Raw genomic sequence first — 24,690 nt, forward strand, 5'->3', positions numbered from 1 at the left:
AAATAGGCCTATAATTAGGTCTGACGGTTCTCCGAGCTTTTTGCCCTACGTCAATGATATGGGCATTTTGCCGTGGTAATTTTGCCACCGGGGTGAGTAAAGAAATGCACTTACCTCCCACACTTGGAAAGGTTAACATGTCCCAGTTACAAGACAATTTTGGACGAAAATTTCATTATTTACGGATGTCAGTCACTGATGTTTGTAATTTCAAATGCACCTATTGCTTGCCCGATGGCTATCGCCCTGATGGCAAGCCTACTTTTTTAACGCTCAACGAAATTGAAAACCTCGTTGCGGGTTTTGCTGCTGTGGGTACGCAAAAAATTCGTATCACAGGTGGCGAGCCAACCCTTCGCAAAGATTTTACTGATATCGTGCGCATCGTTGCTGATAATCCTAATGTCAATACAGTAGCAATGACTACTAATGGTTATCGTTTACAGCAGCATGCAAAAGAATGGTATGACGCAGGTTTGCGCCGTATTAATGTCTCAGTAGACAGCTTAGACCCAAAAATGTTTTACCAAATTACCGGTGAAAATAAATTCGACCAAGTGATGCGTGGTATTGATGCAGCACTTGAGGCGGGGTTTGAGCGAGTCAAAATTAATGCGGTGCTATTAAAAGGCTTAAACGATAAAGATTTACCGCGTTTTTTACATTGGATTAAACACACGCCTATTGATTTGCGCTTCATTGAACTGATGGAGACAGGCCTAGGTCGTGACTATTTCAATGCCCATCACTTGGCCGGAATCGACATTAAAAAGCAGCTTGAGCAAGAAGGCTGGTTATACGATTTACCGAGTGCCGATGATGGCCCCGCACAAAACTTCAGTCACAGTGATTATCAAGGCCGTATTGGCCTGATTATGCCGTACGCCAAAAACTTTTGCGCCAGCTGTAATCGTCTAAGGGTCTCTGCCAAAGGTAAATTGCATTTGTGCTTATTTACTGAAAATGGCGTTGATTTACGCGATTTACTGCAAGATGCATCGCAACGTGATGAACTAATCTCTCGTTTGCATGGCCAATTAGAGCAAAAGAAAGAAACTCACTTTCTGCATCAAGGCATTACTGGCGTGACGAAGCATCTAGCCTCTATTGGTGGCTAGTCGCCACCTTTCTTAGCTCAAAATAAGTGTCGTTAACCTACAAATTCTGTTTGATAAGGTATTCATATCATGAGTAATCGTTTCACCCACATTAATGCCGATGGTAATGCTCACATGGTCGATGTCACTGAGAAAGCCGTGACCGAACGCGAAGCCAGAGCTGAAGCATATATCGACATGGCCGCAGATACATTAACGATGATCATGAGCGGTAGCCACCATAAAGGTGATGTGTTTGCTACAGCGCGTATTGCTGGTATTCAAGCTGCTAAAAAGACTTCAGATCTTATTCCGTTATGCCATCCTTTAATGTTAACCAAAGTGGAAGTTGAGCTTGAAGCTCAGCCAGAACATAACCGTGTCCGTATCACTAGCTTGTGCAAATTGTCTGGTAAAACCGGTGTTGAAATGGAAGCGTTAACCGCTGCGTCTGTGGCTGCGTTAACCATTTACGACATGTGTAAAGCCGTGCAAAAAGACATGATTATCTCGCAGGTGAGATTACTAGAAAAACGCGGCGGAAAATCTGGCCACTTTACTGCTTAATATTGGCTAGTTAAATTATTTATTGTCATCAAATTAATGTGTTGAGAGACCACTATGATCCAAGTATTATTTTTTGCGCAAGTCCGCGAGTTACTCGGTACCGCGAAAGTGGAGCACAGTAGCGCCAATATTCATACCACAGAAGAGCTACGCGCAGCACTGGCTGCAACCGATGATAAATGGGCCAAAGTGCTCACTTCGGATAAGCTACTTGTTGCGGTTAATCAAACGATAAGCCAATGGGATACCAAAATAAAAGCCGGTGATGAAGTTGCCTTTTTCCCTCCAGTAACAGGGGGTTAATCATGACAAATGTAACCACTGTTAGAGTGCAAACTCAGGACTTTAGTGTTGCCGACGAATATGCCTTACTAGCCAATGACAACCAAGATGGTGCAGTGGTCAATTTTATTGGTAAAGTGCGCGATTTTAATGATGGCAGCGCAGTGACTGATTTAACGTTAGAGCATTACCCAGGCATGACCGAGTCAGTATTAGATCAAATTTGCCAACAAGCACGTGAGCGCTGGCCATTAAACAAGGTGACCATTATTCACCGTGTCGGCACGATGGCGCTAGGTGAGCAGATTGTGTTTATCGGTGTCACCAGTGCTCATCGTAAGGCTGCCTTTGCTGCATGTGAGTTTTTAATTGATTTTTTAAAGACCAAAGCACCATTTTGGAAACTTGAAGCCAATGATACTGGCAGTAAATGGGTCGAAGCTCGTGACAGTGATGAGCAAGCGGCTAAAATGTGGCAAAAATAGTGTGGCAAAAATAATCTAACTAATATTCTGCCGTTGTTTGCTCAACCAATAAGGTCAGTTATTAATGTTTTCTACTTCGTTATCTGTTTTTACTCATGGTGAGCGTTTCAAAAGCCAATGTTACGCTATTGCCTTCACGCTAGTATTGGGTCTATTGAGTGTGATATTGCCGACTCATGTTGCTCAAGCTGCCGATACTCCTGCCATCGCTGCCGCAGCAAATATTAAATTTGCCCTTGATGACATCGCGAAGAACTTCAAACAACAAACCGGTTTGTCTGTTCGTATCAGTTATGGCTCATCTGGCAACTTTATCACTCAAATTCAACACGGCGCCCCCTTTGAAATGATGCTCAGTGCCGATGAGTTTTATATTGAGCAATTGCATAAGGCGGGTTATACCCAAGATGCTGGGGTTATTTATGCCATCGGCCGCTTAGCACTAGCAGCACCAAAACAATCACCGTTAATTCTTGATGCTGAGCTGGTGGGGTTAGAGCAATTTATTCGCGACGGTAAGCTTAAGCGCTTTGCGATAGCCAATCCCGATCATGCTCCCTACGGTGAACGTGCCCGAGAGGTGCTAAAAGCCAAGGGGTTATGGGATGCTGTGCAACCTAAGCTCATTTTTGGTGAAAATGCGTCACAAGCCGCTCAGTTTACCATTAGTGGTTCAACTCAAGGTGGCATCGTACCTTTGTCCTTGGTACTTGCGCCGCAATTTACTCAGTTAGCTAACCATGTGGTTATTCCTGATAATTTATACCAACCGCTAAATCAACGCATGGCATTAATGCCAAATGCTTCAGAAACCGCAACGCGCTTTTATCAATACATGCAAAGTCCACAAGCGCAAAAAGTATTAAGTGAGTTTGGTTTTAACTTGCCTAAAACAACAGTGAAGCTCGACTAATGGATTGGCAAGCGCTGTTGCTGTCGGTCAAACTCAGTAGCTTTACTGTGTTGTTGTTAATTCCGTTGGCGATCATCATCGGCCGAGGGTTGGCGTACTTTCAATTTCGCGGTAAATCATGGTTAGAAGCATTAATTTTAGTGCCCTTAGTGTTGCCGCCGACTGTCATTGGTTATTACTTGCTGGTGGGCCTGGGTAATCAAAGCTTCATCGGCGGCCTTGCTGAGCAGCTTTTTGGTCAACAACTGGTGTTTAATTTCTCCGGGCTAGTGATAGCTTCCATTATTGTCAATATTCCCTTTGCTGTGCAGCCGATACAGCGTGCTTATGAAACCATTCCAATTGATATTCGCGACGCAGCAGCTTGTTGTGGTATGAGCCGTATGCGGATTTTTCTTAAAGTCGAGTTACCTATGGTGTGGCCTGGTGTATTAACTGCATTAGTGTTGTGCTTCTCCCATGTGTTAGGTGAATTTGGTGTGGTATTGATGCTCGGCGGTAATATTGCTGGCGAAACCAAAACGATCTCTATAGCCATTTATGACAGCGTGCAAGCCTTCGACTTTGATTCTGCAGGCATGATGTCATTGGTATTGTTGCTGTTTGCGGTGAGTGCTTTGGCATTAACAACCAGTATGTCGCGGCGTTTAGGAGGCCTTAATGCCACACAACGCTGATCTTGTTTGTGATATTAGCCAAGAGCTGCCTATTCCATTGGCGGCAAACTTTACCTGTAAAGCCGGTGAAGTGTTAGCGGTAGTGGGGCCTTCTGGCGGCGGGAAAACCACCTTGCTAAGAATGATTGCTGGGCTAACAATCCCCAAGCAAGGCCGTATTCAATGTGGTGATGTTTTATGGTTTGATTCTGCAGAGGCTGTGATGTTAACACCGCAGCAGCGCCATATTGGCTATATGCCACAACATTTTGGTCTATTTCCGCATTTGTCGGCGTTAGATAATGTGATAGCAGGGCTTGACCATATCCCTAAGTCAGAACGTAAACAGCGTGCTTTAGATTGGCTTGAACGGGTTAATTTACATGGTTTACCGAACCGCCTTCCGGCGCAACTTTCGGGTGGTCAGCGTCAACGTGTGGCATTGGCGCGAGCATTGGCTCGCGAGCCTGCCATTTTATTACTCGACGAGCCTTTTTCGGCTGTTGACCGTGAAACCCGCGAACGCTTGTACATTGAGCTTGCAAGGTTAAAGCAACAACTGTCCATTCCTGTGGTGATGGTGACTCACGACATTCATGAGGCGTTATTGCTCGCCGATAAAATGATGTTAATTAGCCAAGGCAAAATGCTGCAACAAGGTCAACCATTTGAAGTGCTATCGCACCCTAATGATGAAGCGGTAGCTCGTCAAATGGGCTTGCGTAATATTTTTGATGGTGAAGTGGTTGAGCAAGACGTTGAGCGTAACATGACTTGGTTTAAGCTCGGTGAAGAACTCATTATCAGCGACAGTGCTCCACCACTCGCAAAGGGTCAAGCTATCCGTTGGGTTATCCCCAATCAAGGGATTCGGTTTAATGCCATCAGCAGTGGCCGCTTATGTAAAAGCATCAATAAGCTTGATGTCATGATTGAGTCAGTATTAGTCATGGGCGAATCGTCACGCGTAATAGCATCTGTTATCGGTATTGGTTCAATACTTAATGCTGACGTACCAACCCACTTAGTTGAAAAGTTAGCATTACAAACCGGAGTGCAAACCACTATCGCGTTAAAGTCTGAGCAAATTCATATCTTAAACACCCCTTAATTCTAATTGATTTTAGCTCGAAGGCCTTGTTTTGCGGTGTTTATGATCAATTATTAATCTTAGATTTCTTGGGACTTTGGCCGCTCTTAGGTAGAGTAGTGCTGTAATAAAATTTTCAATCAAATAGAGGCTAGTGATGGTTCGGTTGCTATTAGCAATATGCTTTCTTCCTTGTGCCGTGATGGCTACGCCGTCGATGCACACTTTATTGATCAACGGTGAGTTTCTCAAACCCATTGTGGTCATGGAGCAGTTAGAACAACAAGACAAAGGCACAATATGTGACTTTGATGTTGATGTGGAAGAAGGATTACTGGTTTACAAGATTTCTATGGTTAACGTAGAAGCACGAGAAATCAGTAAGTACCAGTACCGAGCGTTAGATGGTGTACTGCTAACCGAAAAATCATCTGCTTATAATTCTGACGATATCGGCTCTGTAAATGCCGCTAAAATGTTACAAGCTAAGCATATGACATTTTCTGCGCTAGTCGCTTTAGCGATTGAAGATCAACAAGGATACTTAACGCAAGCGGAATTGGACCACGACTTATCTATTAGTTATCTCGAACTAAAATTACTCAATCAAGATAGTAAAAATACCATTGCTTTCGACATTGAAACCCTGCGTCCACTTCCACTGCTCAAATGGGATTAAAGACTCTATGACTAAGCGTATTTTATTGGTTGAAGATGATGCCACGACGTTAAAATATGTGGCCGATGGATTTACTGCACAAAACTACCAAGTAGACAGTGCGACTGATGGCCAAGAAGGCTTAACATTAGCCAAGCACAATCAGTACGACTTACTCATTTTAGACCGTATGTTACCTAAGCTTGATGGTTTGACGTTATTGTCAGCCTTACGCACCAGCGGTAACAAAACACCGGTACTCATTTTATCCGCATTAAGCCATGTAGATGAGCGCGTAAAAGGCTTGCGTGCCGGCGGTGATGACTACATGACCAAGCCGTTTGCATTTGCTGAGTTATTGGTGCGTGCTGAGAAACTGGTTCAACGTAATGTTATCGAGCCCGCGGCGACCGATATTGAAGTCGGCGGCTTAAAAATGGAGCTGCTAACTCGTAAAGTGACCCTCGATGAGAACGAGTTAATGCTGCAACCAAAAGAGTTTCAGTTACTCAAATACCTCATGGAACATCCTAACCAAGTGATAAGCCGTACACTGTTGTTTGAAGCGGTGTGGGATTACCACTTTGACCCTCGTACCAATGTGATTGATGTGCATATTGCAAAACTGCGTCGTAAGTTTGAAGAACTTGGACACGGTGAGTTAATTGAAACAGTAAGGGGTGCGGGTTATCGCCTCTGCAAAGGCCATTAAGCCTTATCAAAGTAGTGCGTGGCGCATCACGCTTATCTTCTCGACGTTAGTGACCATTTTAATTGTGATGTTGGTATTAAGCCTTTATCGACAGTTAGTCATTGAACAACAAAACCAGGTAGATAAGCACCTAGCCGCCGAAATGCAGCGATATCAGCAGTTAGCGTTAACCGTGAATCGCCGCAGTTTTGCGGCGCAAATTCGCGCCGCCGATCCTAAAACTGCTTTAATTGCATGGCGTAATAGTGTCGACATGGTTGGGGCATTAACTTTTTTGCCTGAAAACATGCCGCAACTCCCAGAAACCAAAGACTTTCCTATTTTTACCGGTGGCCCTGATAAATTACATATTTTGACCGGTGGTCTGGTGATTACCCGTTACGGCCCTGTATTGATTGCCACCCGTACCGATCACCTAGCAACTCTCATTGAAAAGTTTATCAATGCGGCATTTTGGGCGGTGGCATTCACTTTAGGCTTAACGCTGGCTTTGGGGTATATTTTCTCAAAAGCCATCCTTAGACGACTGGTCGAATATAACCGTTTGAGCGAGCAAATTGAGGCCGGACATTACGAAACTCGCTTGCCTGTCAGCGACAGTCAGGATGAGTTTGATATGCTAGCGCGGCAATTTAATTTAGTGTTAGACACCCTGGAACAAAACTTACGTGCAGTGCGGGGCGTGACAGATAATATCGCCCATGACCTGCGTACGCCGCTATCGCATTTGCGAATTGGTATTGAACAGCTCGCTGACAAACCCACCAACGAGCTGGCCGATGCTAGCGCAGAGTTACTTGAAGAGTTAGACCATTGTTTAGGCACCTTCGATGCAATGTTGTCATTAACTCGAATTGAAGAAGGCCAGCAAACGCTCGATTTACAACCAGTGAGCTTACAACAAATTTGCCAAGACTTATTTGAAATGGCCGAAGTGATTGCTGAGTCTCGCGACCAGGTATTAGACATTTCACTTGAAAATGACGTGCAGATTAATGGTGACAAATACCTATTATTCCAAGCGCTATTTAATCTAGTCGATAATGCGATTAAGTATTCACCAGTTGGCGCATCCATTTGTATAAAGCAGCGTGGTAAACATATCCAAATTAGTGATAATGGCCCCGGGATTATTGATGAAGATAAAGAGCGAGTATTTGACCGCCTTGTGCGCTTAGACCCGAGCCGTCATTACAAAGGGACTGGCTTGGGCTTGTCGATGGTAAAAGCCATTTTATCACGTCATAAAGCCACTATTTCATTACACGACAATAACCCAGGGTTGTTAGTTAATATTCATTTTAAATAGTCAGCGACTCAGTCGCTGGCTTTGATTGAGTTGGATCCATCCATGTATCAACTGCTGAGCGAGCAAGATGACTTTATTGTCATAAATAAAGACCCTAATGTGCATTTTCATAGCCAAGATGGCACCGCAGGGGTTATCGCTCAAGCCGAAGCGGATTTAGGGTATAAATTGTATCCGGTCCATCGCCTAGACACTCCCACTTCAGGCTTGCTCATTGTGGCCAGAACCCCACAAGCGGCCAATGTATTTACCCAAATGTTTACCGCTCATCAGGTGCAAAAATACTACTTAGCCATCGCATTAGGTAAGCCTAAAAAGAAACAAGGTTGGATAGTCGGTGATATGGCGAAATCTCGCCGAAGTATGTACAAATTACTTCGTACTACAGACAACCCAGCTATGACGCAGTTTTTTTGTGCCAGTCTCAGTGAAGGTAAACGTGGCTATTTACTCAAACCTTTAAGTGGTAAAACCCATCAACTACGTGTTGCGCTGGCGAGTATTGGCGTGCCTATTTTAGGCGATACGCTTTACGGTAAAGATGACAGTGATCGCTGCTATTTACATGCGTATTGTGTGCATTTTAACTATTTAGGCCAGCAATATGCGTTTGAACAATTACCACTTCACGGGGATCAGTTTGTTGATGAGTCGTTTGTTCAACTAGTTAACGAGCAATGGGATCAACCTGAGCGATTGCTCTGGCCGAGCAAACGCTAACTCACAGCGTTATTCATTACCATAATATTACTGACTTGGCTCGACGTTGTCTGACGATGCAGATTGTTTGGTGCTAATAGTGTTACGGCCATTGTTTTTGGCGATATACATAGCGTCATCAGCTAATTGTAATAACTGCTCTACACTGAGATGCGGTTTACTGGTGACATAACCGATACTTAATGACACTGAGACGGTATTTTTTTGCCACAAAATAGAGCTGTTATTAATTTTAGTTTGAATTTTTTGCGCTACGACAAGAGCATCATTATCAGCAGTTAACGGCAAAATAATTAAAAACTCTTCACCGCCATAACGACAAATAAAGTCAATTTTGCGTAAGGATTGCTGCAACACTTTTGCCGTATTTTTGATGATAAGGTCGCCTGCAAGATGACCATAGGTATCATTAATTTGTTTAAAGTGGTCTAGGTCGAGCACGAGGATGCTATAAGCTAATCCATTACGTTGCCATAAGGCGTCAACCTCTTCTAATTTTTTCAGTAATGCATGGCGATTCCATAGTCCTGTTAGTTGGTCTTTATTGGCCAAACTGGCCACCTTGAACACTAAGCGTGTTAAGGCGTTGCCATACAAAACGAGGTTACTTACCAGCAGCAAAATGATGTAACTCCACATCACTAGAGGGGAGTTTAATTTATCTGCGGCAGATAAATTAGCTAACTTTTCAGGGTAGATAAACAGGGCAAGAGCGCGAATTAAAAATAACGATGCCATCAAAAAAAACGGTGCGTTTATCAGTGTGGCATAGTAGATAGAGAGATGCTTTCTGGCTGCTCTGACATTATCAAGCCCCATTAAAGAGAGTAACACAGCAGCAGTGACGCTCATTAAAATCACTAAATAGACAGCGTAACCAAGTGAAGGGGGTACCATTAACATTAATAAGCCGCAAGTGGCTAGAGCAACCAGGTCGAAGAGATAAGACGCGGGCTGCTTAAACAAGTATTGGCAACCCCATCGCGCGAAAGCAAATCCCAGCAAAATAGTCATATCGGCCACGAACCAATACAAATAGTTAACTTCTGTGGTGCGTTGGGTATAGAGTAAAATACCTATTACGGTCAGTAAATTGGCAAAAGCAAAGCGCCAACTTGCTTTAGGGGCAATACGGAATACGCCAGCATATAGGGCCCATGCAATGGTGCAGCTGGCACCTATTAAGAAAAAAAATTGAACAAAAATAATACTTTGGTTATCTTCCATATGACCTATTAGTATTTAACAACGTACCGTGAATAGAGTGCTACAGTTTTTGGGTCCATAGATATTTTGTGAACTGAGTAGCAAAATGTTAGGGTAAATTCTCATCATAAACAAATGATGTCAGTTACTGTTTTTATAATGGCAATTGCTGAATTAAGCAAACAATTAAGGATGATAAATGGATACAAATAAGTTATTACTGGTAATTATCGCAATTTTGCTACCACCGTTAGCCGTTTTTTTGAAAAAAGGCTTAGGTAAAGATCTATTGATTAATGTGTTATTGTGTTTTTTCTTTTTTATTCCGGGTTTAATCCACGCACTTTGGGTTGTGCTACAAGAGGATCTATAACCATTTCAAAGTGGTAATGGTTCAGCAGATTGGTTAATCGCAATCACTCGATCTCATTAGAGATTATGCGGCATAAGCGTTATAATGAGCAACTTATCGAGTCGATGATGTAATCACTATGAACCGTAAAAAGAAAATCAATCAAACCCTTAAGGCCAAAGCCAAAAAAGCCAATGCTAAATTGCATAGCACCAATAAACCGGCTTACGTGTCAAAAGCTGAACGTGAAAGATTAGCACAACAAGCTTTGCTTAACGGCGACGTTAATCAATGCTCTACAGAGCAGTAGAGGGACGACACCGAGCTAGCGCTTCTCGTCCTCTCGCTGCAGTAGGCCTTCTCTAACGCTTAGGCTGGGGGTTACCGCATATTTTACATTGCACCTGTTTAGGCAGTTTTAGCTCTCTGAACTCCATTGTCATGGCATCAACCATTAACAACTTTCCTGCCAATGGTTTGCCTAACCCGCTAATAACCTTAATGGCTTCAGTAGCTTGAATACAACCGATCATTCCTACAACCGGCGCTAAAATCCCCGATTCCACACAGGTTAATTGCTGCTCGCCAAATAGCGCGCTAAAGCACTGATAGCAAGGGGTGTCGGTTTGATAATCAAATACGGTTACTGTGCCTTCCATCCGAATGGCTGCGGCAGAAACCAATGGCACTTTATGGTTAAAGCAGCTTCTATTTAACTGTTCGCGCACGACAACATTGTCTGTGCAGTCAAGCACAAAACTGTGCTGGCTAACGAGCTGATTAATTTCATCGTCATCTAACAATTTATTGATAGCGTTGATGGTAATCAACGGATTAAGTTGAGCCAAGGTTTGTTTGGCCGAATCAACTTTGGCCTGACCAACATTGGCATCAAAGTGCAGTACTTGGCGTTGTAAGTTAGACAGTTCAACATGGTCAAAGTCGACAATCGTCATTTCGCCAACACCGGCAACAGCCAAGTATTGGCTTGCTGCGCAGCCCAAACCGCCAGCACCAATAATGAGTACTTTTGCTAATTTGAGCTTTTCTTGACCGTCGATATCCATGGCTTTAATGGAGATTTGACGGCTATAGCGCAGCATTTCATTGTCGGTTAATATTTCTTGGTCTTCAGACTGCATAATTCTCCTAGCACAGCACGCTGTTAAAAGGCTCTACGGTTACTGTATTGCCTTTGGCTAAGTCGCCTTGGAATTGTTCTAAAATCACAAAGCAATTAGCTAGGCTCATCGACGTTAACATGCCTGAACCTTGGCCTCCGGTTATGGACACTTCGAGTTCGCCTGAGGCATTACGGCTTAATATGCCACGTTGATATTCTACTCGACCTGGATGTTTACGAATGTCGGTTTGCAGTGTCGCTTGACACAATAACGGGGCTTTAGGCGTAATGCCCTGCATCTTGTTTAATATGGGCAACACTAATTTATAATATGTCACCATTGAAGACACAGGGTTGCCTGGTAAACCACAAAATATTGCGTTACCTATTTTACCAAAAGCAAAAGGTTTGCCTGGTTTAATGGCGAGTTTCCAAAAGGTGATTTGGCCTTCTTCAGATAATATTTGTTTAGTATAGTCAGCATCGCCTACAGATACGCCGCCAGAGGTCAGTACCATATCCGCTATAGTGGCGGCTTCTTTAAAGGCACCGCGTATTGCTTCTTTGTCGTCGTTAATGACGCCTAAATCAATCCATTCGACGTGACTTTTGCTCAATAAACCTTGAATCGAATAACGGTTTGAATCGTAAATTTGTCCTGGTGACAGCTCACTGCCAATAGGGCGTAATTCGTCGCCTGTTGAGAAAAATGCCACTTTTAACTTACGTGTTACACGTACTTGGCTAATCCCTATGGTGGCTAACACCCCCATTTCTGCAGCGCGAATGGTGATACCACGATGTAATACTTTGGTGCCTGCCAATAATTCTTCGCCACGGCCACGCACATTGGCGCCGAGTTTTTTGGGATGTACAATAGTGATACTGTCGCCGTCAACTTGGGTCTCTTCTTGCATTTGTACCGTGTCATACCCAGCAGGAACAGGAGCGCCGGTCATAATACGGATGCAGCTATTGGGTTGCTCTTTGCCTTTAAAAGGATGGCCTGCAAAAGAACTCCCAATAAGAGTGAGCGTAGTTTTATCTTGTGAGAGATCTAAATCGACATAACGGAATGCGAAACCGTCCATTGCTGAGTTGTCAAACGGCGGTAAGTCGATACTTGATGCTAAGTCTTCTGCTAAAACGCGGTCGATGGCATTGCTTAATGTCACTAACTCGGTATCTTGGGTTGCATCAACTTGCGCTAATAATTGTTCAATGGCTTGATCTGGATGCATTAGCTTAGGTTGCGCGCAAGGGTCTTGATTGTTTGGCATCTGAACTTCCTTAATGAATACCTAAGGCACTCTTTTAGTGCCTGAGTTAAAAATGATGTTCGCTATTAATAGCGCTTAGTATGCCATGATGGTAAAAGAGTTTTATGATCATACTTAAGGTTTTTCTCACTTATGTCACAAACTGACGCTGTTTCTTCATGGTATCTATACATTATTCGCTGTGCTAATTCGCATTTATACACGGGTGTAACGACAGATGTTACTCGGCGCTTTGCTGAGCACCAAAGTGGTGGGCCCAAAGCGGCTAAATTTTTAAAAGGCAAAGGCCCGCTAACGTTAATGTACCAAGAGACGCTTATTGACCGTAGCTCGGCACTTAAGCGTGAGATAGCAGTAAAAAAGTTGTCTCGATTACAAAAACTACAAATGATAGAACAATTTACGGCCAAGTAGCAGCGCTGATAATGATTAAACTTTGTATCAGCGATATCGTTATTGACGCCATATATCTAGAGTAGGCTCTCAAGCCATGCTTTTGCCCTTGGCATCGTAGTGCTTTGCTAAGCGGGATCTTACTTTGCCGCGCGCAATACCGGATACACAAGATACTGATTATCATAATAAGGACTACGCTGATAAAACCATCTCAATCTAGCTTTGCTGTCATTGGCAAAGATTGGATCGGTTAATGCTTGCTCAAATTCGCTTTGTAATGCCGGGTTTTCTGCTAACATTTTTGCCGCAAGAGGCTCTACCGCATAGTCTTCAATGTATTCTGTGCGAGTAAAAATAGTGTTGAAAAACCCCCAATAAAATAATGAGTCTTCAGCCTGTGGCTCAAGTAATAATATGGCTAAATCACCCAGAGGTTGGTCGGTTGCTACGCGGATTGTGCCAGTGGGTAATAAAGTGGTGATTTTATGACGACTGGTGTTAGCGGTAACCGTTTGATGGCCTTCATAATCAGCGCTTGAAAATGTTGGATCGCTAAACCGATATTGTTGAGCAGCAATAGAGGTTGGCTTGGTCAATTTAGTCATACGAATGCCATGTAAAGACAAGCGTTTAATCACTTTTGTCCACTGAGGTGGAATGTAATAGGCGACAGGTCGCGATACAATCACATCTGGCTTAGTGTTTGCCTTTACAGGAATATTGGCATACAACTTAGGCTCACCCGTCCAACGCACTACATTTGCACCGCTAATTGGACTGGTTTCAATTCGATAATCAATCCCTTTAAAATCTCGGCCTTGCGGCAGCATTTCACTTTGCCAGCTTAGAGTTACTTTGCTTGGATTACGGTATTTATCTTCATAAATGGCTGACTTTAATTTGGTGCTATTTTGGGCTACCGTTTTCAGCGTTTGTTCTAACATAACATAAGTGCCTAACACCCTTTGTTTATAGGGCTTTAGGCTGTGGTTTTCGATTAAAATAGTTGGCAAGTGGCGAGCATCACCATAACCATTGGAAAAACGTGGGCTAGGGTTCCATAACGATACACCTTTGGCCATGTCGGCATTATCTATCGCAAACACTAACGGACCAGGAATATGACCTTGTTCGGTCAAGGCGGCTTCTATTGCAGGGCGGTAAATCGTTTCTAACCAAGTAAAGCTGCTTGGGCTGTAACCTTGTTTTACGTTGTAACCAAAGGTGACATCGTATTGGTAATCAATGCCGTCGGTAACGTGTACATCAATGTAGAGATCGGGTTGCCAGATATTGATGGTGCGGATCAGGTGTTGCATCTCTAGTGCATCGGCTTTGGCATAATCGCGGTTTAAGTTGAGGTTATTTGCCGTGGTACGCCAACCCATATTTATTGGGCCACGCTGATTAACGCGATTGTATTCGCTGCTACGCTCATGGGCGTCAACGCTTAATATGGGTATAAATAAAAAATTAACGTTTTCAAGTAACGCTCTTTTGTTGCCGTGGCTAATGTCTCTTAGCAACATCATTCCGGCATCTTTACCGTCAACTTCTCCCGAATGGATCCCCGCTTGTACCAGTACCGTTGCTTTGTCGTTGTTGGATAATGCCGTTGCCGTTTCGGCGCCTTCACTTGAGGCAACTATCATCCAGATATCGCGTCCTTGAGGGCTTTTCCCTAGGCTAACTTTGTGTAATAAATCGCTACTGTCGACCAATTTATCTAACCACGCCATGGTGTCGTCATAGTTCGGGGTGCTGAGGTAACCTTGTTGCTCAAAAGGGGTTGCCCATGGTTGGTCTGTCGCCATAAGTAAGGTTTCGCTGGCACCTGACCAAGGCTTAATCGGCGGTAATATGCTGTCGTTGATAAAGGTATTTGCTGGCGTGATGCTGGTGAGTGATGAGGGCTGTGCTTGTTGTTCTGTCGTCGCACTGGCCGTGGCACAAAATAACAAAGGGCTGACCCATAAACTAGCAAGCAAAAAACGGCGCATGAAGACCTCAAGGTAATGATGTAAGGGGGTAAATTGATATGACATCATAGCATTACCTCTGGATGAATATGAGGCTACAAAATAAAAAATCCCAACTAGAGTTGGGATTTTTGTTGTTCACAGTTTATTTCGCCGAGTGATATTTTACACTTTAGGGCCAGCCTGCTTAATTACATCAGACACTTGATATTTAGCAAAGTTTTCGCTGAACTCTTGTGCTAGTTGCTGTGCATACTTGTTGTATTCAGCTATATCATTCCACGTATTAACTGGGTTGAGTAACTTGCTGTTTACACCTGTTACGGCAACTGGCACCTTTAGATTGAGTTTATCAATGTGGACGGTTTCAACATCTTTTAGCTCACCACTGACAATCGCATCGACAATGGCGCGAGTGGTTGGAATATCAAAACGTTTTCCAACACCATGTGGGCCACCAGTCCATCCGGTATTAACCAGGTAAACTTGGCTACCAAACGATTCAATACGTTGCATAAGTAGCTCTGCATATACACCTGCTGGGCGAGGGAAGAATGGTGCACCAAAACAGGTAGAGAAGGTCGACTGAATGGCTGAGGTTGAGCCCATTTCAGTAGAGCCTACTTTTGCTGTGTAGCCCGATAAAAAGTGGTAAGCGGCTTGTTCTTTACTCAGTACGGATACCGGCGGTAATACACCTGATACATCGCAAGTTAAAAACACGACAGCATGTGGCTCCCCACCGTGGTTTTCTTCTTTACGTTGGGCAATATGCTCAAGTGGATAAGCCGCGCGGCTGTTTTCAGTTAAGCTGGTGTCGTTATAGTCAGGTACGCGTTGCTCATTAAGTACCACGTTTTCTAATACTGTGCCAAACCGAATCGCATCCCAAATTACTGGCTCATTTTTTTGGCTTAAGTCGATGCATTTGGCGTAGCAACCGCCTTCAATGTTAAATACTCCGCCGGGAGCCCAACCGTGCTCATCATCACCAATGAGCAAACGCTTAGGGTCGGCAGATAGGGTTGTTTTACCCGTGCCCGATAAGCCAAAAAATAACGTTGTATCGCCATCGTGCCCAACGTTTGCTGAACAATGCATAGGTAATACGCCCTTAGCTGGGAGTAAAAAGTTTTGCACTGAGAACATCGACTTTTTCATTTCGCCGGCGTATTTCAAGCCAGCTAGTAACACTTTACGTTCGGCGAAGTTTAGAATCACAGCGGCATCTGAATTGGTTCCATCGCGTTCTGGGTCGCACACAAAACCTGGCGCATTAATAATTTGCCATGTGTCTTTGTTGTTGCGGTTAAACACGGTTGGAATGATAAACAGGTTACGGGCAAAAATTTGATGCCATGCATATTCCGTGGTGACACGAACCGGAATGTAATGCTCATCATCGGCGCCGACTTCGAGTTCAGACATGAACAATTCTTTGTCTGCCAGGTAAGTTTCAACACGGCCCCATAATGCATCAAATTTACCAGCATCAAATGGGCGGTTTACGTTGCCCCATTCCACATCTGCCTCGGTAGTTGAATCTTTTACAATAAAGCGGTCGTTAGGGGAGCGACCTGTTCTTTCGCCCGTTTTAGCCACTAATGCACCATTGGCGGTTAGCTGACCTTCTCCACGAAGAAGCGCGATTTCAACAAGTTGTGCTGTCGTAGGGTTAAGGTTAACGCGGTGTGTTAAATCCGCCATAGTGTTGATCTCCATGTCTTTTAGGTCGGTGTTCGCTTTTAGTCGATTTTATTATGTTGTGATTAGCTCGATTATTGTTATTGCACGATGGCTGTGAGCTAACGAGGGCGATTGTAACTGATGTTAAGGCATTGGTAACGTACAGTTTGGTAATTTTTGTGAAAGTTTTTAATGTTTAGTACTTTTGTTGACTGTTTTTAGGCACAAAAAAAGCGCTTTCGCGCTTTTTTGTGTAATTAATTACGTTTTTTAGATCTTTTAGGGTTTACTGCTTTGCATCGCTACTGTGACTGCCCGCATATAGCGCAGCAACGTCGATAGCATCAAAGGTATAAACCTGGTTGCAATACTCACAGCCCATATCAATTTTGTCATCTTCAGCTAAAATCGCTTCAATTTCTGCTTGAGAAAGCGTCTTAATTGCGGCGGCGCTGCGATCACGTGAACAAGTACACTTAAACGTCACATCGACAGGGTCAAATAAACGCACTTCTTCTTGATGGTATAAGCGATGCAACACTTCTGGTGCTTCAAGTGTAAATAGCTCTTCTGCTTTAATTGTGGCGGTTAATGTTGATAAGTGTTCAAAGTCATCATTTTGTTCAGACTTGGTGGGTAACACTTGTAATAACATACCTGCAGCTTGTTTGCCGTTAGCAAACAATTGAATTTGTGATGGTAATTGTTCAGATTGATTAAAATATTCTTCTAAGCAAGCTGCCAAGTTAACGTGGTCTAGCGAGACAATACCTTGGTAACGTTCACCCTCATCTGGTGTAAGGGTAATCACCATATAACCCTTACCAAACATTTCTTGTAAGCTGGCATCGTCGGCTATCTCGCCTTTCCAGCGCGAGACACCGCGCAATACTTGCTCATTATTACCATTGATAACAGCAAGAGATACTGGGCCGTCACCTTGCAATTGCACGCTAATGTCGCCGGTAAACTTAATGGTCGCGGTTAATAGCGATGTAGCGGCCATTAATTCGCCTAGCAAATGTTGTAATGCGACTGGATAGTCGTGGGCTGAAAGCACTTCTTGATAGCAGTTTTCAAGTTGCACGATTTCACCGCGAACATCGGCGTCGTCAAATAGATAGCGGTGTAACATATCGTTGTTCATCTTTACTCTCTTAACTCTGTTAGGCGCTTAAAAATCTTTAAAGCGCATAAGCTGTCGTCGTTGTTTTTTATCCGGTTTATGATCTGGTGCCGGATTATTCAAAATATTAAGTCGCCGAGCTTCAGCGTTGATTATACGTTTGCTAATGCTTTCCTGGGTTTCTTCATACAAGGTTTGCGCGATGTTTGCGCCTTGTCGATGACCAGACAACACTTTAATAATAACTTCTTTGTCATCATTACCTTGGCGAAGGCGAATTTTCGCACCAACTTCAGCATTCTTACTGGATTTAGTCCTTTGACCGTTGTAATGTACTTTACCGCCGTTAATCATATCTTTTGCGATGGCGCGAGTTTTATAAAATCGTGCCGCCCAAAGCCATTTATCTAACCGAATAATGCTTTTTTCGGACTGAATTTGATTCAAAGGGCCTCCAAAACAGGGATGATTTCACAGACTGAATAACTTAACTGCCATACAATACAAGTATTATTGCATCCTGGGGCTAAATTGAGCCTCATTTGTGGGCGCAAACTTAGCATATTTGGTGTAGATTCGCCAATCGATATGCTAGAGGGTTGTTGCTTTATTCTCTGTGGGTTAGCATGGCAAATAAGTATAACATTTTAAACATTAAAACAGAGACCTGTACCAAGACGTATAGAGGGTCCAAAAACATATGGATTTATTAGATAAACTGATCAACAAAGCTGCATCTGTGCCGCATAAACCGATAAGTGGCGTGGTATTTTGGCTGGGATTGGTCATTGTGTTGCTACTTGCTGCACAAATTACATGGAAGTTAATGCCAGTCTCTTCGCCATCCGCGATTTGGCAACCTTCTCCTATTTCTGCTAGCACAGCAAAGCGCATTGAGCTTTCTGGTGTGCGTAATCTATTACTTTTTGGCCGTGTTGATGACAATGCCAATAAGCCTAAAGCTGAAGTTGTTGAGCAGATTACCGACGCCCCAAAAACCAACCTTTCAATCCAATTGACTGGTGTTGTTGCTTCTACAACAGAAGAGCAAGGCCTGGCGATTATTGAGTCTAGTGGTCAACAAGAAACCTATAGCTTAGGTGACAAAATCAAAGGTACGTCAGCATCGTTAAAAGAAGTGTATGCCGACAGGATTATCATCACCAATGGTGGCCGCTATGAAACCTTGATGCTTGATGGACTTAAATACAGTGCAGAAAGCCAGGCCAACGAGCGGTTACAACAAGCCAAGGTCGATAAAAGGGTGACTCGAGTAGATCGTCGTAACAATGAACGTTTCTCTGAAGAGCTGTCTAACTCTCGCGATGAGTTACTGGCTGATCCAAGTAAAATTACTGATTATTTAGCTATTTCACCTGTTCGCAATGGCGAGGAGCTATCTGGTTATCGTTTAAACCCAGGTAAAGATGTTGCGCTGTTTAAGCAAGCGGGTTTTCAACCAAGCGATTTAGCAAAATCAATCAATGGGTATGACTTGACCGATATGGGTCAGGCTTTAGAAGTGATGGCGCAATTGCCTGAGCTCACCGAAATGGCTGTCATGGTAGAGCGTGAAGGGCAGTTGGTCGAAATCATGTTTAGTTTGCCAGAATAATTTGGCGTTAGAGGATTGAGTAAAATGAATAACAAAGGGATCCGACATAAGATTATTGCTGGAATGTTAGTCGGCGCTGCGATGATGGCAGCGCCAATGGCTTGGTCGGAGCAATATGCGGCTAATTTCAAAGGCACAGACATTCAAGAGTTTATTAATATTGTCGGTAAAAACCTCAATAAAACCATCATCGTTGACCCTACTGTACGTGGTAAAATTAACGTCCGCAGTTACGACTTGTTAAACGATGATCAATATTACCAATTCTTTTTAAACGTTTTACAAGTGTATGGTTATGCCGTCGTTGAGATGGAAAACCACGTCATTAAAGTCATTAAAGACAAAGACGCTAAAACATCAGCTATTCGTGTGGCCGATGACAAGATGCCAGGCCTAGGAGATGAAATGGTGACCCGCGTGGTGCCATTATATAACTCTGAAGCGAAGCAGCTTGCTCCGTTATTACGCCAGTTAAACGACAATGCCGGCGGTGGTAACGTGGTCAACTATGACCAGGCTAATGTGCTAATGATTTCTGGCCGTGCAGCTGTGGTCAATAAACTGGTTGAAATTGTACGTCGTGTAGATAAACAAGGTGACACTGCTGTCGAGGTCGTCTCACTTAATTTTGCCTCAGCGGGTGAAATTGTTCGTATTGTTGAAGCATTGTATCGCTCAAGTGCTAACCAAGCGCAATTACCAGGTCAAACCCCTAAAGTGGTTGCCGATGAGCGTACCAATGCCGTCATCGTCAGTGGTGATGAAAAAAGCCGTGAGCGAGTCGTTGAGCTTATTCAACGCCTTGATGCCGAACAAGCGAATACGGGTAATACTAAAGTACGCTATTTGCATTATGCTAAGGCAGAAGATTTAGTTGAAGTTCTTACGAGGTTTGCGCAAAACCTTCAAGAAGGTAAAGACGGTAGTACATCGGCTCAAGGTGCAAGTAGCCAGCGTCGTAGTGACATTAATATTATGGCTCATCCAGACACCAACTCATTGGTCATCAGTGCCGAGCCAGATCAGTTACGTACCATTGAAAGTGTCATCAATCAGCTAGATATTCGCCGTGCACAAGTATTAGTTGAAGCGATTATTGTTGAAATATCCGAAGGTGATGATGTTGGCTTTGGTATTCAATGGGGAACTTCTGCTGGTGGCTTAACGCAATTTAACAATATAGGCCCTAGTATCAGTGAAGTGGGTGCGGGTGTATTAGCTGCTCAAGAAGAAGATGGAACTACCGTTACGGTCACGAACTCAGATGGTGGCTCGACAACAACAACTAACCCAACATCTGATGGTGACTATACAATACTTGCTGAAGCACTAGGCAAAGTGAATGGCATGGCGTGGGGCGTGACGACCGGTAACTTTGCGGCATTAATTCAAGCGGTATCGAGTGATACCAACTCAAATATTCTGGCTACGCCGTCAATTACCACGTTAGATAATCAAGAAGCCTCATTTATTGTCGGTGACGAAGTGCCTATTATTACAGGCTCAACGTCGAGCTCAAGTAATGACAATCCGTTTCAAACCGTTGAACGTAAAGAAGTCGGTGTTAAGTTAAAAGTGGTACCACAAATTAACGAAGGCTCGTCGGTTAAAATGACCATCGAGCAAGAAGTTTCTGGTGTGAATGGTAATACAGGTGTCGATATCAGTTTCTCGACCCGTCGCTTAACGACAACCGTAATGGCTGACTCTGGTGAGATTGTTGTCTTAGGCGGATTAATCAGCGAAGACGTTCAGGAAAGTGTGCAAAAAGTACCTATTCTTGGCGATATCCCTTATTTAGGTTGGTTATTTAAATCGTCTTCGAGTTCTACGACCAAACGCAATCTAATGATTTTTATTAAACCGACCATTATCCGTGACGGGATCACAATGGAAGGTATTGCAGGCCGTAAATACAACTATTTCCGAGCATTGCAATTAGAGCAACAAGGCCGTGGTGTTAATTTAATGCCTAACACTGATGTACCAGTGCTTGAAGAATGGAATCAAGAAGCTTACCTACCAGATGAGGTCAATGACGTGTTAGAACGTTATAAAAATCGTCAAGGGTTAGATACTGAACTGCGAGATTCTGATCCAGCGCTACGTATCATTGATGAAAGCATGCAAAAGGACAAGGCTGAAGACAATGAGTGATAGCGCAGTGACAGAGCCATTAGCCCAAGTATCTAGTGATGTCGCTATGGAAGTGGTCGAAGGCGATGAGGTTTTTCACTCGAACAGCAAAGAGCGCCTGCCATTTGCGTTTTCACATCGTTTTCAATTGGTATTAGCCAAAGAAAACGAGCAACTTTGTTTATTTTATACCGACAATACTCCGCTCAATGCCATGCTTGAAGTGCGCCGCTATGCGGGAGTTGAGTTAGCGGTGATTAAGTTAGAAGTTGCTAAGTTTGAAGCTAAATTAACCCAAGCCTACCAAGCTAACTCTTCAGAAGCGCAGCAGCTAATGGAAGACATTGGCAACGAAATGGACTTGTTTACCCTAGCTGAAGAACTGCCGCAAACCGAAGACTTGCTTGAAGGTGATGACGATGCACCAATCATTAAATTGATTAATGCATTATTATCAGAAGCCATTAAAGAAGAAGCATCTGATATTCACGTCGAAACTTACGAAAAACAACTTGTAGTGCGTTTTCGTATTGATGGTGTATTAAAAGAAGTCTTAAAGCCAAACCGTAAGCTGTCATCACTACTTGTGTCACGTATTAAGGTTATGGCGCGCTTAGACATTGCTGAAAAACGCCTACCACAAGATGGACGTATTTCGTTACGTATCGCTGGCCGTGCTGTTGATGTGCGAGTGTCGACTATGCCATCAAGCCATGGCGAACGTGTGGTAATGCGTTTATTAGACAAAAACACCGGTAATTTAGATCTACAACAGTTAGGTATGACGGCGGGTATTCGTGAACAATTTGACGAATTAATTCGTAAACCTCACGGCATTATTTTGGTGACCGGTCCAACAGGTTCGGGTAAAAGTACCACCTTGTATGCTGGTTTAACTGAGATTAACTCGAAAGATACCAACATCCTAACCGTTGAAGATCCAATCGAGTACGAGTTAGAAGGTATTGGTCAAACCCAGGTAAACACCAAAGTTGACATGACTTTTGCCCGCGGTTTACGGGCGATTTTACGTCAAGACCCTGATGTAGTGATGATTGGTGAGATTCGTGACCTTGAAACAGCCCAAATTGCTGTGCAAGCCTCATTAACGGGTCACTTAGTTATTTCAACCTTGCATACCAACACGGCATCTGGTGCGATTACCCGCTTACAAGACATGGGCGTTGAGCCTTTCTTGGTGTCATCGAGCTTACTTGGGGTATTAGCCCAGCGTCTTATTCGTACCCTTTGCCCTCATTGTAAAGAGGCCCACGAGCCCGACGAGCGCGAACGTGAGTTATTAGGCGTTACCGCGAACGACACGCGCGTTATTTACCGTGCAAAAGGATGTAAAGCCTGCGGTCATAACGGTTATCGTGGCCGAACGGGTATCCATGAGTTGTTGATTGTTGATGACAATGTGCGCGAGCTTATTCATGGTGGTCGTGGCGAGCTAGCCATCGAAAAATACGTACGTAAAAGCGTGCCGAGCATTCGACATGACGGCATGAGTAAAGTATTAGCGGGCGTCACTACTCTTGAAGAAGTACTACGCGTGACGCGCGAGGAATAATCAATGGCAGCGTTTGAATACAAAGCCCTTGATCACAAAGGCAAGCAAGTTAAAGGTGTGGTAGAAGCAGACACTGCACGTCATGCTCGTAGTCAGCTACGTGAGCAACGATTAATGCCGCTTGAATTGCACCCCGTTAATGAAAAAGAAGCCCAAACACAACGCGGAGGCTTTAGTCTTGGCAATGTGTTTAAAAAACGGATTTCAGTTGCAGAACTGGCGTTAATCACCCGTCAAATTGCCACGTTGGTTGCAGCAGGCTTACCAATTGAAGAAGCATTAAAAGCGGTTGGCCAGCAGTCAGAAAAAGCCCGTTTAGGCAACATGATTATGGCCGTACGTTCTAGGGTTGTAGAGGGTTATAGCCTAGCGGACTCAATGGCTGAGTTTCCTCATGTGTTTGATGACTTATACCGTGCAATGGTCGCATCGGGTGAAAAGTCGGGCCATTTAGAGGTGGTGCTTAATCGTCTTGCAGACTATACCGAACGTCGCCAACAGCTTAAATCTAAGCTCACCCAAGCCATGATTTACCCCATTGTGCTTACCGTAGTTGCCATCGGCGTTATTGCCGTATTGCTGGCGGCTGTAGTGCCTAAAGTTGTGGGTCAGTTTGAGCATATGGGCCAAGAACTTCCCGGTACAACCCAGTTTTTAATCTTAGCGTCTGACTTTGTTCAGCACTGGGGCGTATTGGTTGTATTGATTATTTTTGGCGGCTTGATTTTGTTTCAGCGCATGCTGAGTAATCCAATTATGCGGATGAAATACGACACAGCATTACTCAATATGCCTGTTATCGGCAAAGTGAGTAAAGGTCTCAATACTGCCCGTTTTGCCCGTACTTTAAGTATTTTGTCGGCAAGTTCTGTGCCTCTACTTGATGGTATGCGTATTGCCAGTGAAGTATTACAAAACGTCAAAGTGCGTGCAGCTGTTGATGATGCCACTGCGCGGGTGCGTGAGGGAACCAGTTTGGGTGCGGCGCTGACGAATACTAAGCTATTTCCAGCAATGATGTTGTACATGATAGCCTCAGGTGAAAAAAGTGGTCAGTTAGAAAACATGCTTGAACGCGCGGCAGACAACCAAGACCGCGAATTTGAGTCTAACGTTAATATTGCACTTGGGGTGTTTGAACCTATGCTGGTGGTCAGCATGGCTTCGGTTGTATTATTTATTGTCATGGCAATCTTACAGCCAATTTTAGAGTTAAATAATTTAATCAGTGGTTAAGCAACTCAGCAAAACCAATAAATTTAAGATTTGAGTCATTTTTAGAAGGAAGTCTTTAATGCAACAACACAACAAACAACGCGGTTTCACCTTACTTGAAGTGATGGTGGTGATTGTTATTCTTGGTATTTTAGCGTCAATGGTTGTGCCTAACTTGATGGGCAACAAAGACAAAGCCGACCAACAAAAGGCGGTTTCAGACATTGTTGCGCTCGAAAATGCCCTAGACATGTATAAGCTAGATAACAGTATTTACCCGACAACAGAGCAAGGGCTTGACGCATTAGTCAATAAGCCTAACTCATCGCCAGAGCCGCGTAATTTCCGTGACGGTGGTTATGTTAAGCGTTTACCTCAAGACCCATGGCGTAATGACTATTACCTATTAAGCCCAGGTGAGAACGGTAAAATAGACATTTTCAGTGCCGGTCCAGACGGACAAGCAGGTTCTGAAGACGACATTGGCAGCTGGAACTTACAAGACTTCCAATAA

General features: G+C 43.7%; 26 protein-coding genes and 1 riboswitch. Of the genes, 19 read left to right on the forward strand and 7 right to left on the reverse strand.

What is annotated here, in order from left to right:
* Nucleotides 1–17 precede the first annotated feature (17 nt).
* A riboswitch (molybdenum cofactor riboswitch) is annotated at nucleotides 18–150 on the forward strand.
* The 11 genes from moaA (at nucleotide 138) to IEY42_RS08000 (ending at nucleotide 8,489) form a co-directional block, all read left to right on the forward strand.
* Nucleotides 138–1,118, forward strand: a complete 981-nt coding sequence (gene moaA, locus IEY42_RS07950) for a GTP 3',8-cyclase MoaA (protein ID WP_188924763.1) — start codon at nucleotides 138–140, stop codon at nucleotides 1,116–1,118. Its footprint overlaps the riboswitch before it by 13 nt.
* A 69-nt stretch (nucleotides 1,119–1,187) precedes the next feature.
* Nucleotides 1,188–1,664: a cyclic pyranopterin monophosphate synthase MoaC gene (gene moaC / locus IEY42_RS07955; protein ID WP_188924764.1), complete on the forward strand. Its 477-nt coding sequence runs from the start codon at nucleotides 1,188–1,190 to the stop codon at nucleotides 1,662–1,664.
* A 54-nt stretch (nucleotides 1,665–1,718) separates the two neighbouring features.
* Nucleotides 1,719–1,967 (forward strand): molybdopterin synthase sulfur carrier subunit, encoded by a 249-nt coding sequence (gene moaD / locus IEY42_RS07960; RefSeq protein WP_188924765.1) that lies wholly within the window; start codon nucleotides 1,719–1,721, stop codon nucleotides 1,965–1,967.
* A 2-nt stretch (nucleotides 1,968–1,969) separates the two neighbouring features.
* Nucleotides 1,970–2,431: a molybdopterin synthase catalytic subunit MoaE gene (gene moaE / locus IEY42_RS07965; RefSeq protein WP_188919347.1), complete on the forward strand. Its 462-nt coding sequence runs from the start codon at nucleotides 1,970–1,972 to the stop codon at nucleotides 2,429–2,431.
* A gap of 64 nt (nucleotides 2,432–2,495) precedes the next feature.
* On the forward strand, nucleotides 2,496–3,344 hold the full coding sequence (gene modA / locus IEY42_RS07970; RefSeq protein WP_188924766.1) for a molybdate ABC transporter substrate-binding protein: 849 nt from the start codon (nucleotides 2,496–2,498) through the stop codon (nucleotides 3,342–3,344).
* Entirely contained in the window at nucleotides 3,344–4,021 is a 678-nt protein-coding gene (gene modB / locus IEY42_RS07975) for a molybdate ABC transporter permease subunit (RefSeq protein WP_188924767.1), read from the forward strand. Before modA ends, modB begins: the two co-directional genes overlap by 1 nt.
* Nucleotides 4,005–5,111: an ABC transporter ATP-binding protein gene (locus IEY42_RS07980; protein ID WP_188924768.1), complete on the forward strand. Its 1,107-nt coding sequence runs from the start codon at nucleotides 4,005–4,007 to the stop codon at nucleotides 5,109–5,111. Before modB ends, IEY42_RS07980 begins: the two co-directional genes overlap by 17 nt.
* Nucleotides 5,112–5,292: 181 nt before the next feature.
* A complete protein-coding gene (locus IEY42_RS07985) occupies nucleotides 5,293–5,769 on the forward strand; it encodes a hypothetical protein (RefSeq protein WP_229779971.1) in 477 nt (158 codons plus the stop codon).
* 7 nt (nucleotides 5,770–5,776) lie between these two features.
* On the forward strand, nucleotides 5,777–6,460 hold the full coding sequence (locus tag IEY42_RS07990; RefSeq protein WP_188924769.1) for a response regulator transcription factor: 684 nt from the start codon (nucleotides 5,777–5,779) through the stop codon (nucleotides 6,458–6,460).
* 67 nt (nucleotides 6,461–6,527) lie between these two features.
* Nucleotides 6,528–7,769 (forward strand): sensor histidine kinase, encoded by a 1,242-nt coding sequence (locus tag IEY42_RS07995; RefSeq protein ID WP_275974560.1) that lies wholly within the window; start codon nucleotides 6,528–6,530, stop codon nucleotides 7,767–7,769.
* 42 nt (nucleotides 7,770–7,811) lie between these two features.
* Nucleotides 7,812–8,489: a TIGR01621 family pseudouridine synthase gene (locus tag IEY42_RS08000; protein WP_188924770.1), complete on the forward strand. Its 678-nt coding sequence runs from the start codon at nucleotides 7,812–7,814 to the stop codon at nucleotides 8,487–8,489.
* 27 nt (nucleotides 8,490–8,516) lie between these two features.
* On the opposite strand, the gene IEY42_RS08005 is transcribed toward IEY42_RS08000, so the two are convergent.
* Nucleotides 8,517–9,716, reverse strand: coding sequence for a GGDEF domain-containing protein (locus IEY42_RS08005; protein ID WP_188924771.1), 1,200 nt, complete (start codon nucleotides 9,714–9,716; stop codon nucleotides 8,517–8,519).
* A gap of 178 nt (nucleotides 9,717–9,894) precedes the next feature.
* On the opposite strand from IEY42_RS08005, the gene IEY42_RS08010 reads away from it, so the two are divergent.
* Complete coding sequence (locus tag IEY42_RS08010; RefSeq protein WP_160055483.1) at nucleotides 9,895–10,068, forward strand: YqaE/Pmp3 family membrane protein; 174 nt, start codon at nucleotides 9,895–9,897, stop codon at nucleotides 10,066–10,068.
* Between the two features lie 118 nt (nucleotides 10,069–10,186).
* The gene (locus IEY42_RS08015) at nucleotides 10,187–10,357 is read left to right on the forward strand and encodes a DUF2986 domain-containing protein (protein ID WP_188919332.1); all 171 of its coding nucleotides are present in this window, start codon (nucleotides 10,187–10,189) and stop codon (nucleotides 10,355–10,357) included.
* A gap of 52 nt (nucleotides 10,358–10,409) precedes the next feature.
* Here the strand turns inward: IEY42_RS08015 and moeB are convergent, their stop codons facing one another.
* Nucleotides 10,410–11,189 (reverse strand): molybdopterin-synthase adenylyltransferase MoeB, encoded by a 780-nt coding sequence (gene moeB, locus IEY42_RS08020; RefSeq protein WP_188924772.1) that lies wholly within the window; start codon nucleotides 11,187–11,189, stop codon nucleotides 10,410–10,412.
* Nucleotides 11,190–11,196: 7 nt separating this feature from the next.
* Nucleotides 11,197–12,450, reverse strand: coding sequence for a molybdopterin molybdotransferase MoeA (gene moeA / locus IEY42_RS08025; RefSeq protein WP_188924773.1), 1,254 nt, complete (start codon nucleotides 12,448–12,450; stop codon nucleotides 11,197–11,199).
* Nucleotides 12,451–12,582: 132 nt separating this feature from the next.
* Between moeA and IEY42_RS08030 the strand changes: the two genes are divergently transcribed.
* Nucleotides 12,583–12,864 (forward strand): GIY-YIG nuclease family protein, encoded by a 282-nt coding sequence (locus tag IEY42_RS08030; protein WP_188924774.1) that lies wholly within the window; start codon nucleotides 12,583–12,585, stop codon nucleotides 12,862–12,864.
* 119 nt (nucleotides 12,865–12,983) lie between these two features.
* Here IEY42_RS08030 and IEY42_RS08035 read toward each other — a convergent pair whose 3' ends face one another.
* The 4 genes from IEY42_RS08035 to hslR all read right to left on the reverse strand — a co-directional run bounded on the left by IEY42_RS08035 (nucleotide 12,984) and on the right by hslR (nucleotide 18,084).
* Nucleotides 12,984–14,846: a M14 family metallopeptidase gene (locus tag IEY42_RS08035; RefSeq protein WP_188924803.1), complete on the reverse strand. Its 1,863-nt coding sequence runs from the start codon at nucleotides 14,844–14,846 to the stop codon at nucleotides 12,984–12,986.
* Nucleotides 14,847–14,990: 144 nt separating this feature from the next.
* Entirely contained in the window at nucleotides 14,991–16,547 is a 1,557-nt protein-coding gene (locus IEY42_RS08040; RefSeq protein WP_188924775.1) for a phosphoenolpyruvate carboxykinase, read from the reverse strand.
* Nucleotides 16,548–16,797: 250 nt separating this feature from the next.
* Entirely contained in the window at nucleotides 16,798–17,658 is an 861-nt protein-coding gene (gene hslO, locus IEY42_RS08045) for an Hsp33 family molecular chaperone HslO (protein ID WP_188924776.1), read from the reverse strand.
* Nucleotides 17,659–17,685: 27 nt separating this feature from the next.
* Nucleotides 17,686–18,084, reverse strand: a complete 399-nt coding sequence (gene hslR, locus IEY42_RS08050; protein WP_188924777.1) for a ribosome-associated heat shock protein Hsp15 — start codon at nucleotides 18,082–18,084, stop codon at nucleotides 17,686–17,688.
* A gap of 253 nt (nucleotides 18,085–18,337) precedes the next feature.
* On the opposite strand from hslR, the gene gspC reads away from it, so the two are divergent.
* From gspC to gspG, 5 genes are read left to right on the forward strand one after another with little or no spacing between them, the layout of a single operon-like run.
* Nucleotides 18,338–19,252 carry a type II secretion system protein GspC gene (gspC, locus tag IEY42_RS08055; RefSeq protein ID WP_188924778.1) on the forward strand — a complete coding sequence of 305 codons (915 nt, stop codon included), beginning with the start codon at nucleotides 18,338–18,340 and terminating at the stop codon, nucleotides 19,250–19,252.
* 24 nt (nucleotides 19,253–19,276) lie between these two features.
* Complete coding sequence (gspD, locus tag IEY42_RS08060) at nucleotides 19,277–21,409, forward strand: type II secretion system secretin GspD (protein ID WP_188924779.1); 2,133 nt, start codon at nucleotides 19,277–19,279, stop codon at nucleotides 21,407–21,409.
* Entirely contained in the window at nucleotides 21,402–22,961 is a 1,560-nt protein-coding gene (gene gspE, locus IEY42_RS08065) for a type II secretion system ATPase GspE (RefSeq protein ID WP_275974557.1), read from the forward strand. Before gspD ends, gspE begins: the two co-directional genes overlap by 8 nt.
* 3 nt (nucleotides 22,962–22,964) lie before the next feature.
* Nucleotides 22,965–24,197, forward strand: a complete 1,233-nt coding sequence (gspF, locus tag IEY42_RS08070) for a type II secretion system inner membrane protein GspF (protein ID WP_188924780.1) — start codon at nucleotides 22,965–22,967, stop codon at nucleotides 24,195–24,197.
* Nucleotides 24,198–24,255: 58 nt separating this feature from the next.
* Nucleotides 24,256–24,690 (forward strand): type II secretion system major pseudopilin GspG, encoded by a 435-nt coding sequence (gspG, locus tag IEY42_RS08075; RefSeq protein WP_188924781.1) that lies wholly within the window; start codon nucleotides 24,256–24,258, stop codon nucleotides 24,688–24,690.

It is taken from the genome of Shewanella algicola (assembly GCF_014648035.1).
Classification (GTDB): domain Bacteria; phylum Pseudomonadota; class Gammaproteobacteria; order Enterobacterales; family Shewanellaceae; genus Shewanella; species Shewanella algicola.

Excerpts from the sequence above, each read along its gene's own strand:
- moaE (WP_188919347.1), top strand. The coding sequence starts at position 1,970 with ATGACAAATGTAACCACTGTTAGAGTGCAAACTCAGGACTTTAGTGTT.
- IEY42_RS08010 (WP_160055483.1), top strand. The coding sequence starts at position 9,895 with ATGGATACAAATAAGTTATTACTGGTAATTATCGCAATTTTGCTACCA.
- IEY42_RS07995 (WP_275974560.1), top strand. The coding sequence starts at position 6,528 with ATGTTGGTATTAAGCCTTTATCGACAGTTAGTCATTGAACAACAAAAC.
- moeA (WP_188924773.1), bottom strand. The coding sequence starts at position 12,450 with ATGCCAAACAATCAAGACCCTTGCGCGCAACCTAAGCTAATGCATCCA.
- moaA (WP_188924763.1), top strand. The coding sequence starts at position 138 with ATGTCCCAGTTACAAGACAATTTTGGACGAAAATTTCATTATTTACGG.
- hslO (WP_188924776.1), bottom strand. The coding sequence starts at position 17,658 with ATGAACAACGATATGTTACACCGCTATCTATTTGACGACGCCGATGTT.
- IEY42_RS08015 (WP_188919332.1), top strand. The coding sequence starts at position 10,187 with ATGAACCGTAAAAAGAAAATCAATCAAACCCTTAAGGCCAAAGCCAAA.
- moaD (WP_188924765.1), top strand. The coding sequence starts at position 1,719 with ATGATCCAAGTATTATTTTTTGCGCAAGTCCGCGAGTTACTCGGTACC.
- gspF (WP_188924780.1), top strand. The coding sequence starts at position 22,965 with ATGGCAGCGTTTGAATACAAAGCCCTTGATCACAAAGGCAAGCAAGTT.
- gspD (WP_188924779.1), top strand. The coding sequence starts at position 19,277 with ATGAATAACAAAGGGATCCGACATAAGATTATTGCTGGAATGTTAGTC.
- IEY42_RS07985 (WP_229779971.1), top strand. The coding sequence starts at position 5,293 with ATGGCTACGCCGTCGATGCACACTTTATTGATCAACGGTGAGTTTCTC.
- moaC (WP_188924764.1), top strand. The coding sequence starts at position 1,188 with ATGAGTAATCGTTTCACCCACATTAATGCCGATGGTAATGCTCACATG.
- IEY42_RS08005 (WP_188924771.1), bottom strand. The coding sequence starts at position 9,716 with ATGGAAGATAACCAAAGTATTATTTTTGTTCAATTTTTTTTCTTAATA.
- gspG (WP_188924781.1), top strand. The coding sequence starts at position 24,256 with ATGCAACAACACAACAAACAACGCGGTTTCACCTTACTTGAAGTGATG.
- gspC (WP_188924778.1), top strand. The coding sequence starts at position 18,338 with ATGGATTTATTAGATAAACTGATCAACAAAGCTGCATCTGTGCCGCAT.
- IEY42_RS08040 (WP_188924775.1), bottom strand. The coding sequence starts at position 16,547 with ATGGAGATCAACACTATGGCGGATTTAACACACCGCGTTAACCTTAAC.
- IEY42_RS07980 (WP_188924768.1), top strand. The coding sequence starts at position 4,005 with ATGCCACACAACGCTGATCTTGTTTGTGATATTAGCCAAGAGCTGCCT.
- modA (WP_188924766.1), top strand. The coding sequence starts at position 2,496 with ATGTTTTCTACTTCGTTATCTGTTTTTACTCATGGTGAGCGTTTCAAA.
- IEY42_RS08030 (WP_188924774.1), top strand. The coding sequence starts at position 12,583 with ATGTCACAAACTGACGCTGTTTCTTCATGGTATCTATACATTATTCGC.
- IEY42_RS08000 (WP_188924770.1), top strand. The coding sequence starts at position 7,812 with ATGTATCAACTGCTGAGCGAGCAAGATGACTTTATTGTCATAAATAAA.
- gspE (WP_275974557.1), top strand. The coding sequence starts at position 21,402 with ATGAGTGATAGCGCAGTGACAGAGCCATTAGCCCAAGTATCTAGTGAT.
- IEY42_RS07990 (WP_188924769.1), top strand. The coding sequence starts at position 5,777 with ATGACTAAGCGTATTTTATTGGTTGAAGATGATGCCACGACGTTAAAA.
- moeB (WP_188924772.1), bottom strand. The coding sequence starts at position 11,189 with ATGCAGTCTGAAGACCAAGAAATATTAACCGACAATGAAATGCTGCGC.
- IEY42_RS08035 (WP_188924803.1), bottom strand. The coding sequence starts at position 14,846 with ATGCGCCGTTTTTTGCTTGCTAGTTTATGGGTCAGCCCTTTGTTATTT.
- modB (WP_188924767.1), top strand. The coding sequence starts at position 3,344 with ATGGATTGGCAAGCGCTGTTGCTGTCGGTCAAACTCAGTAGCTTTACT.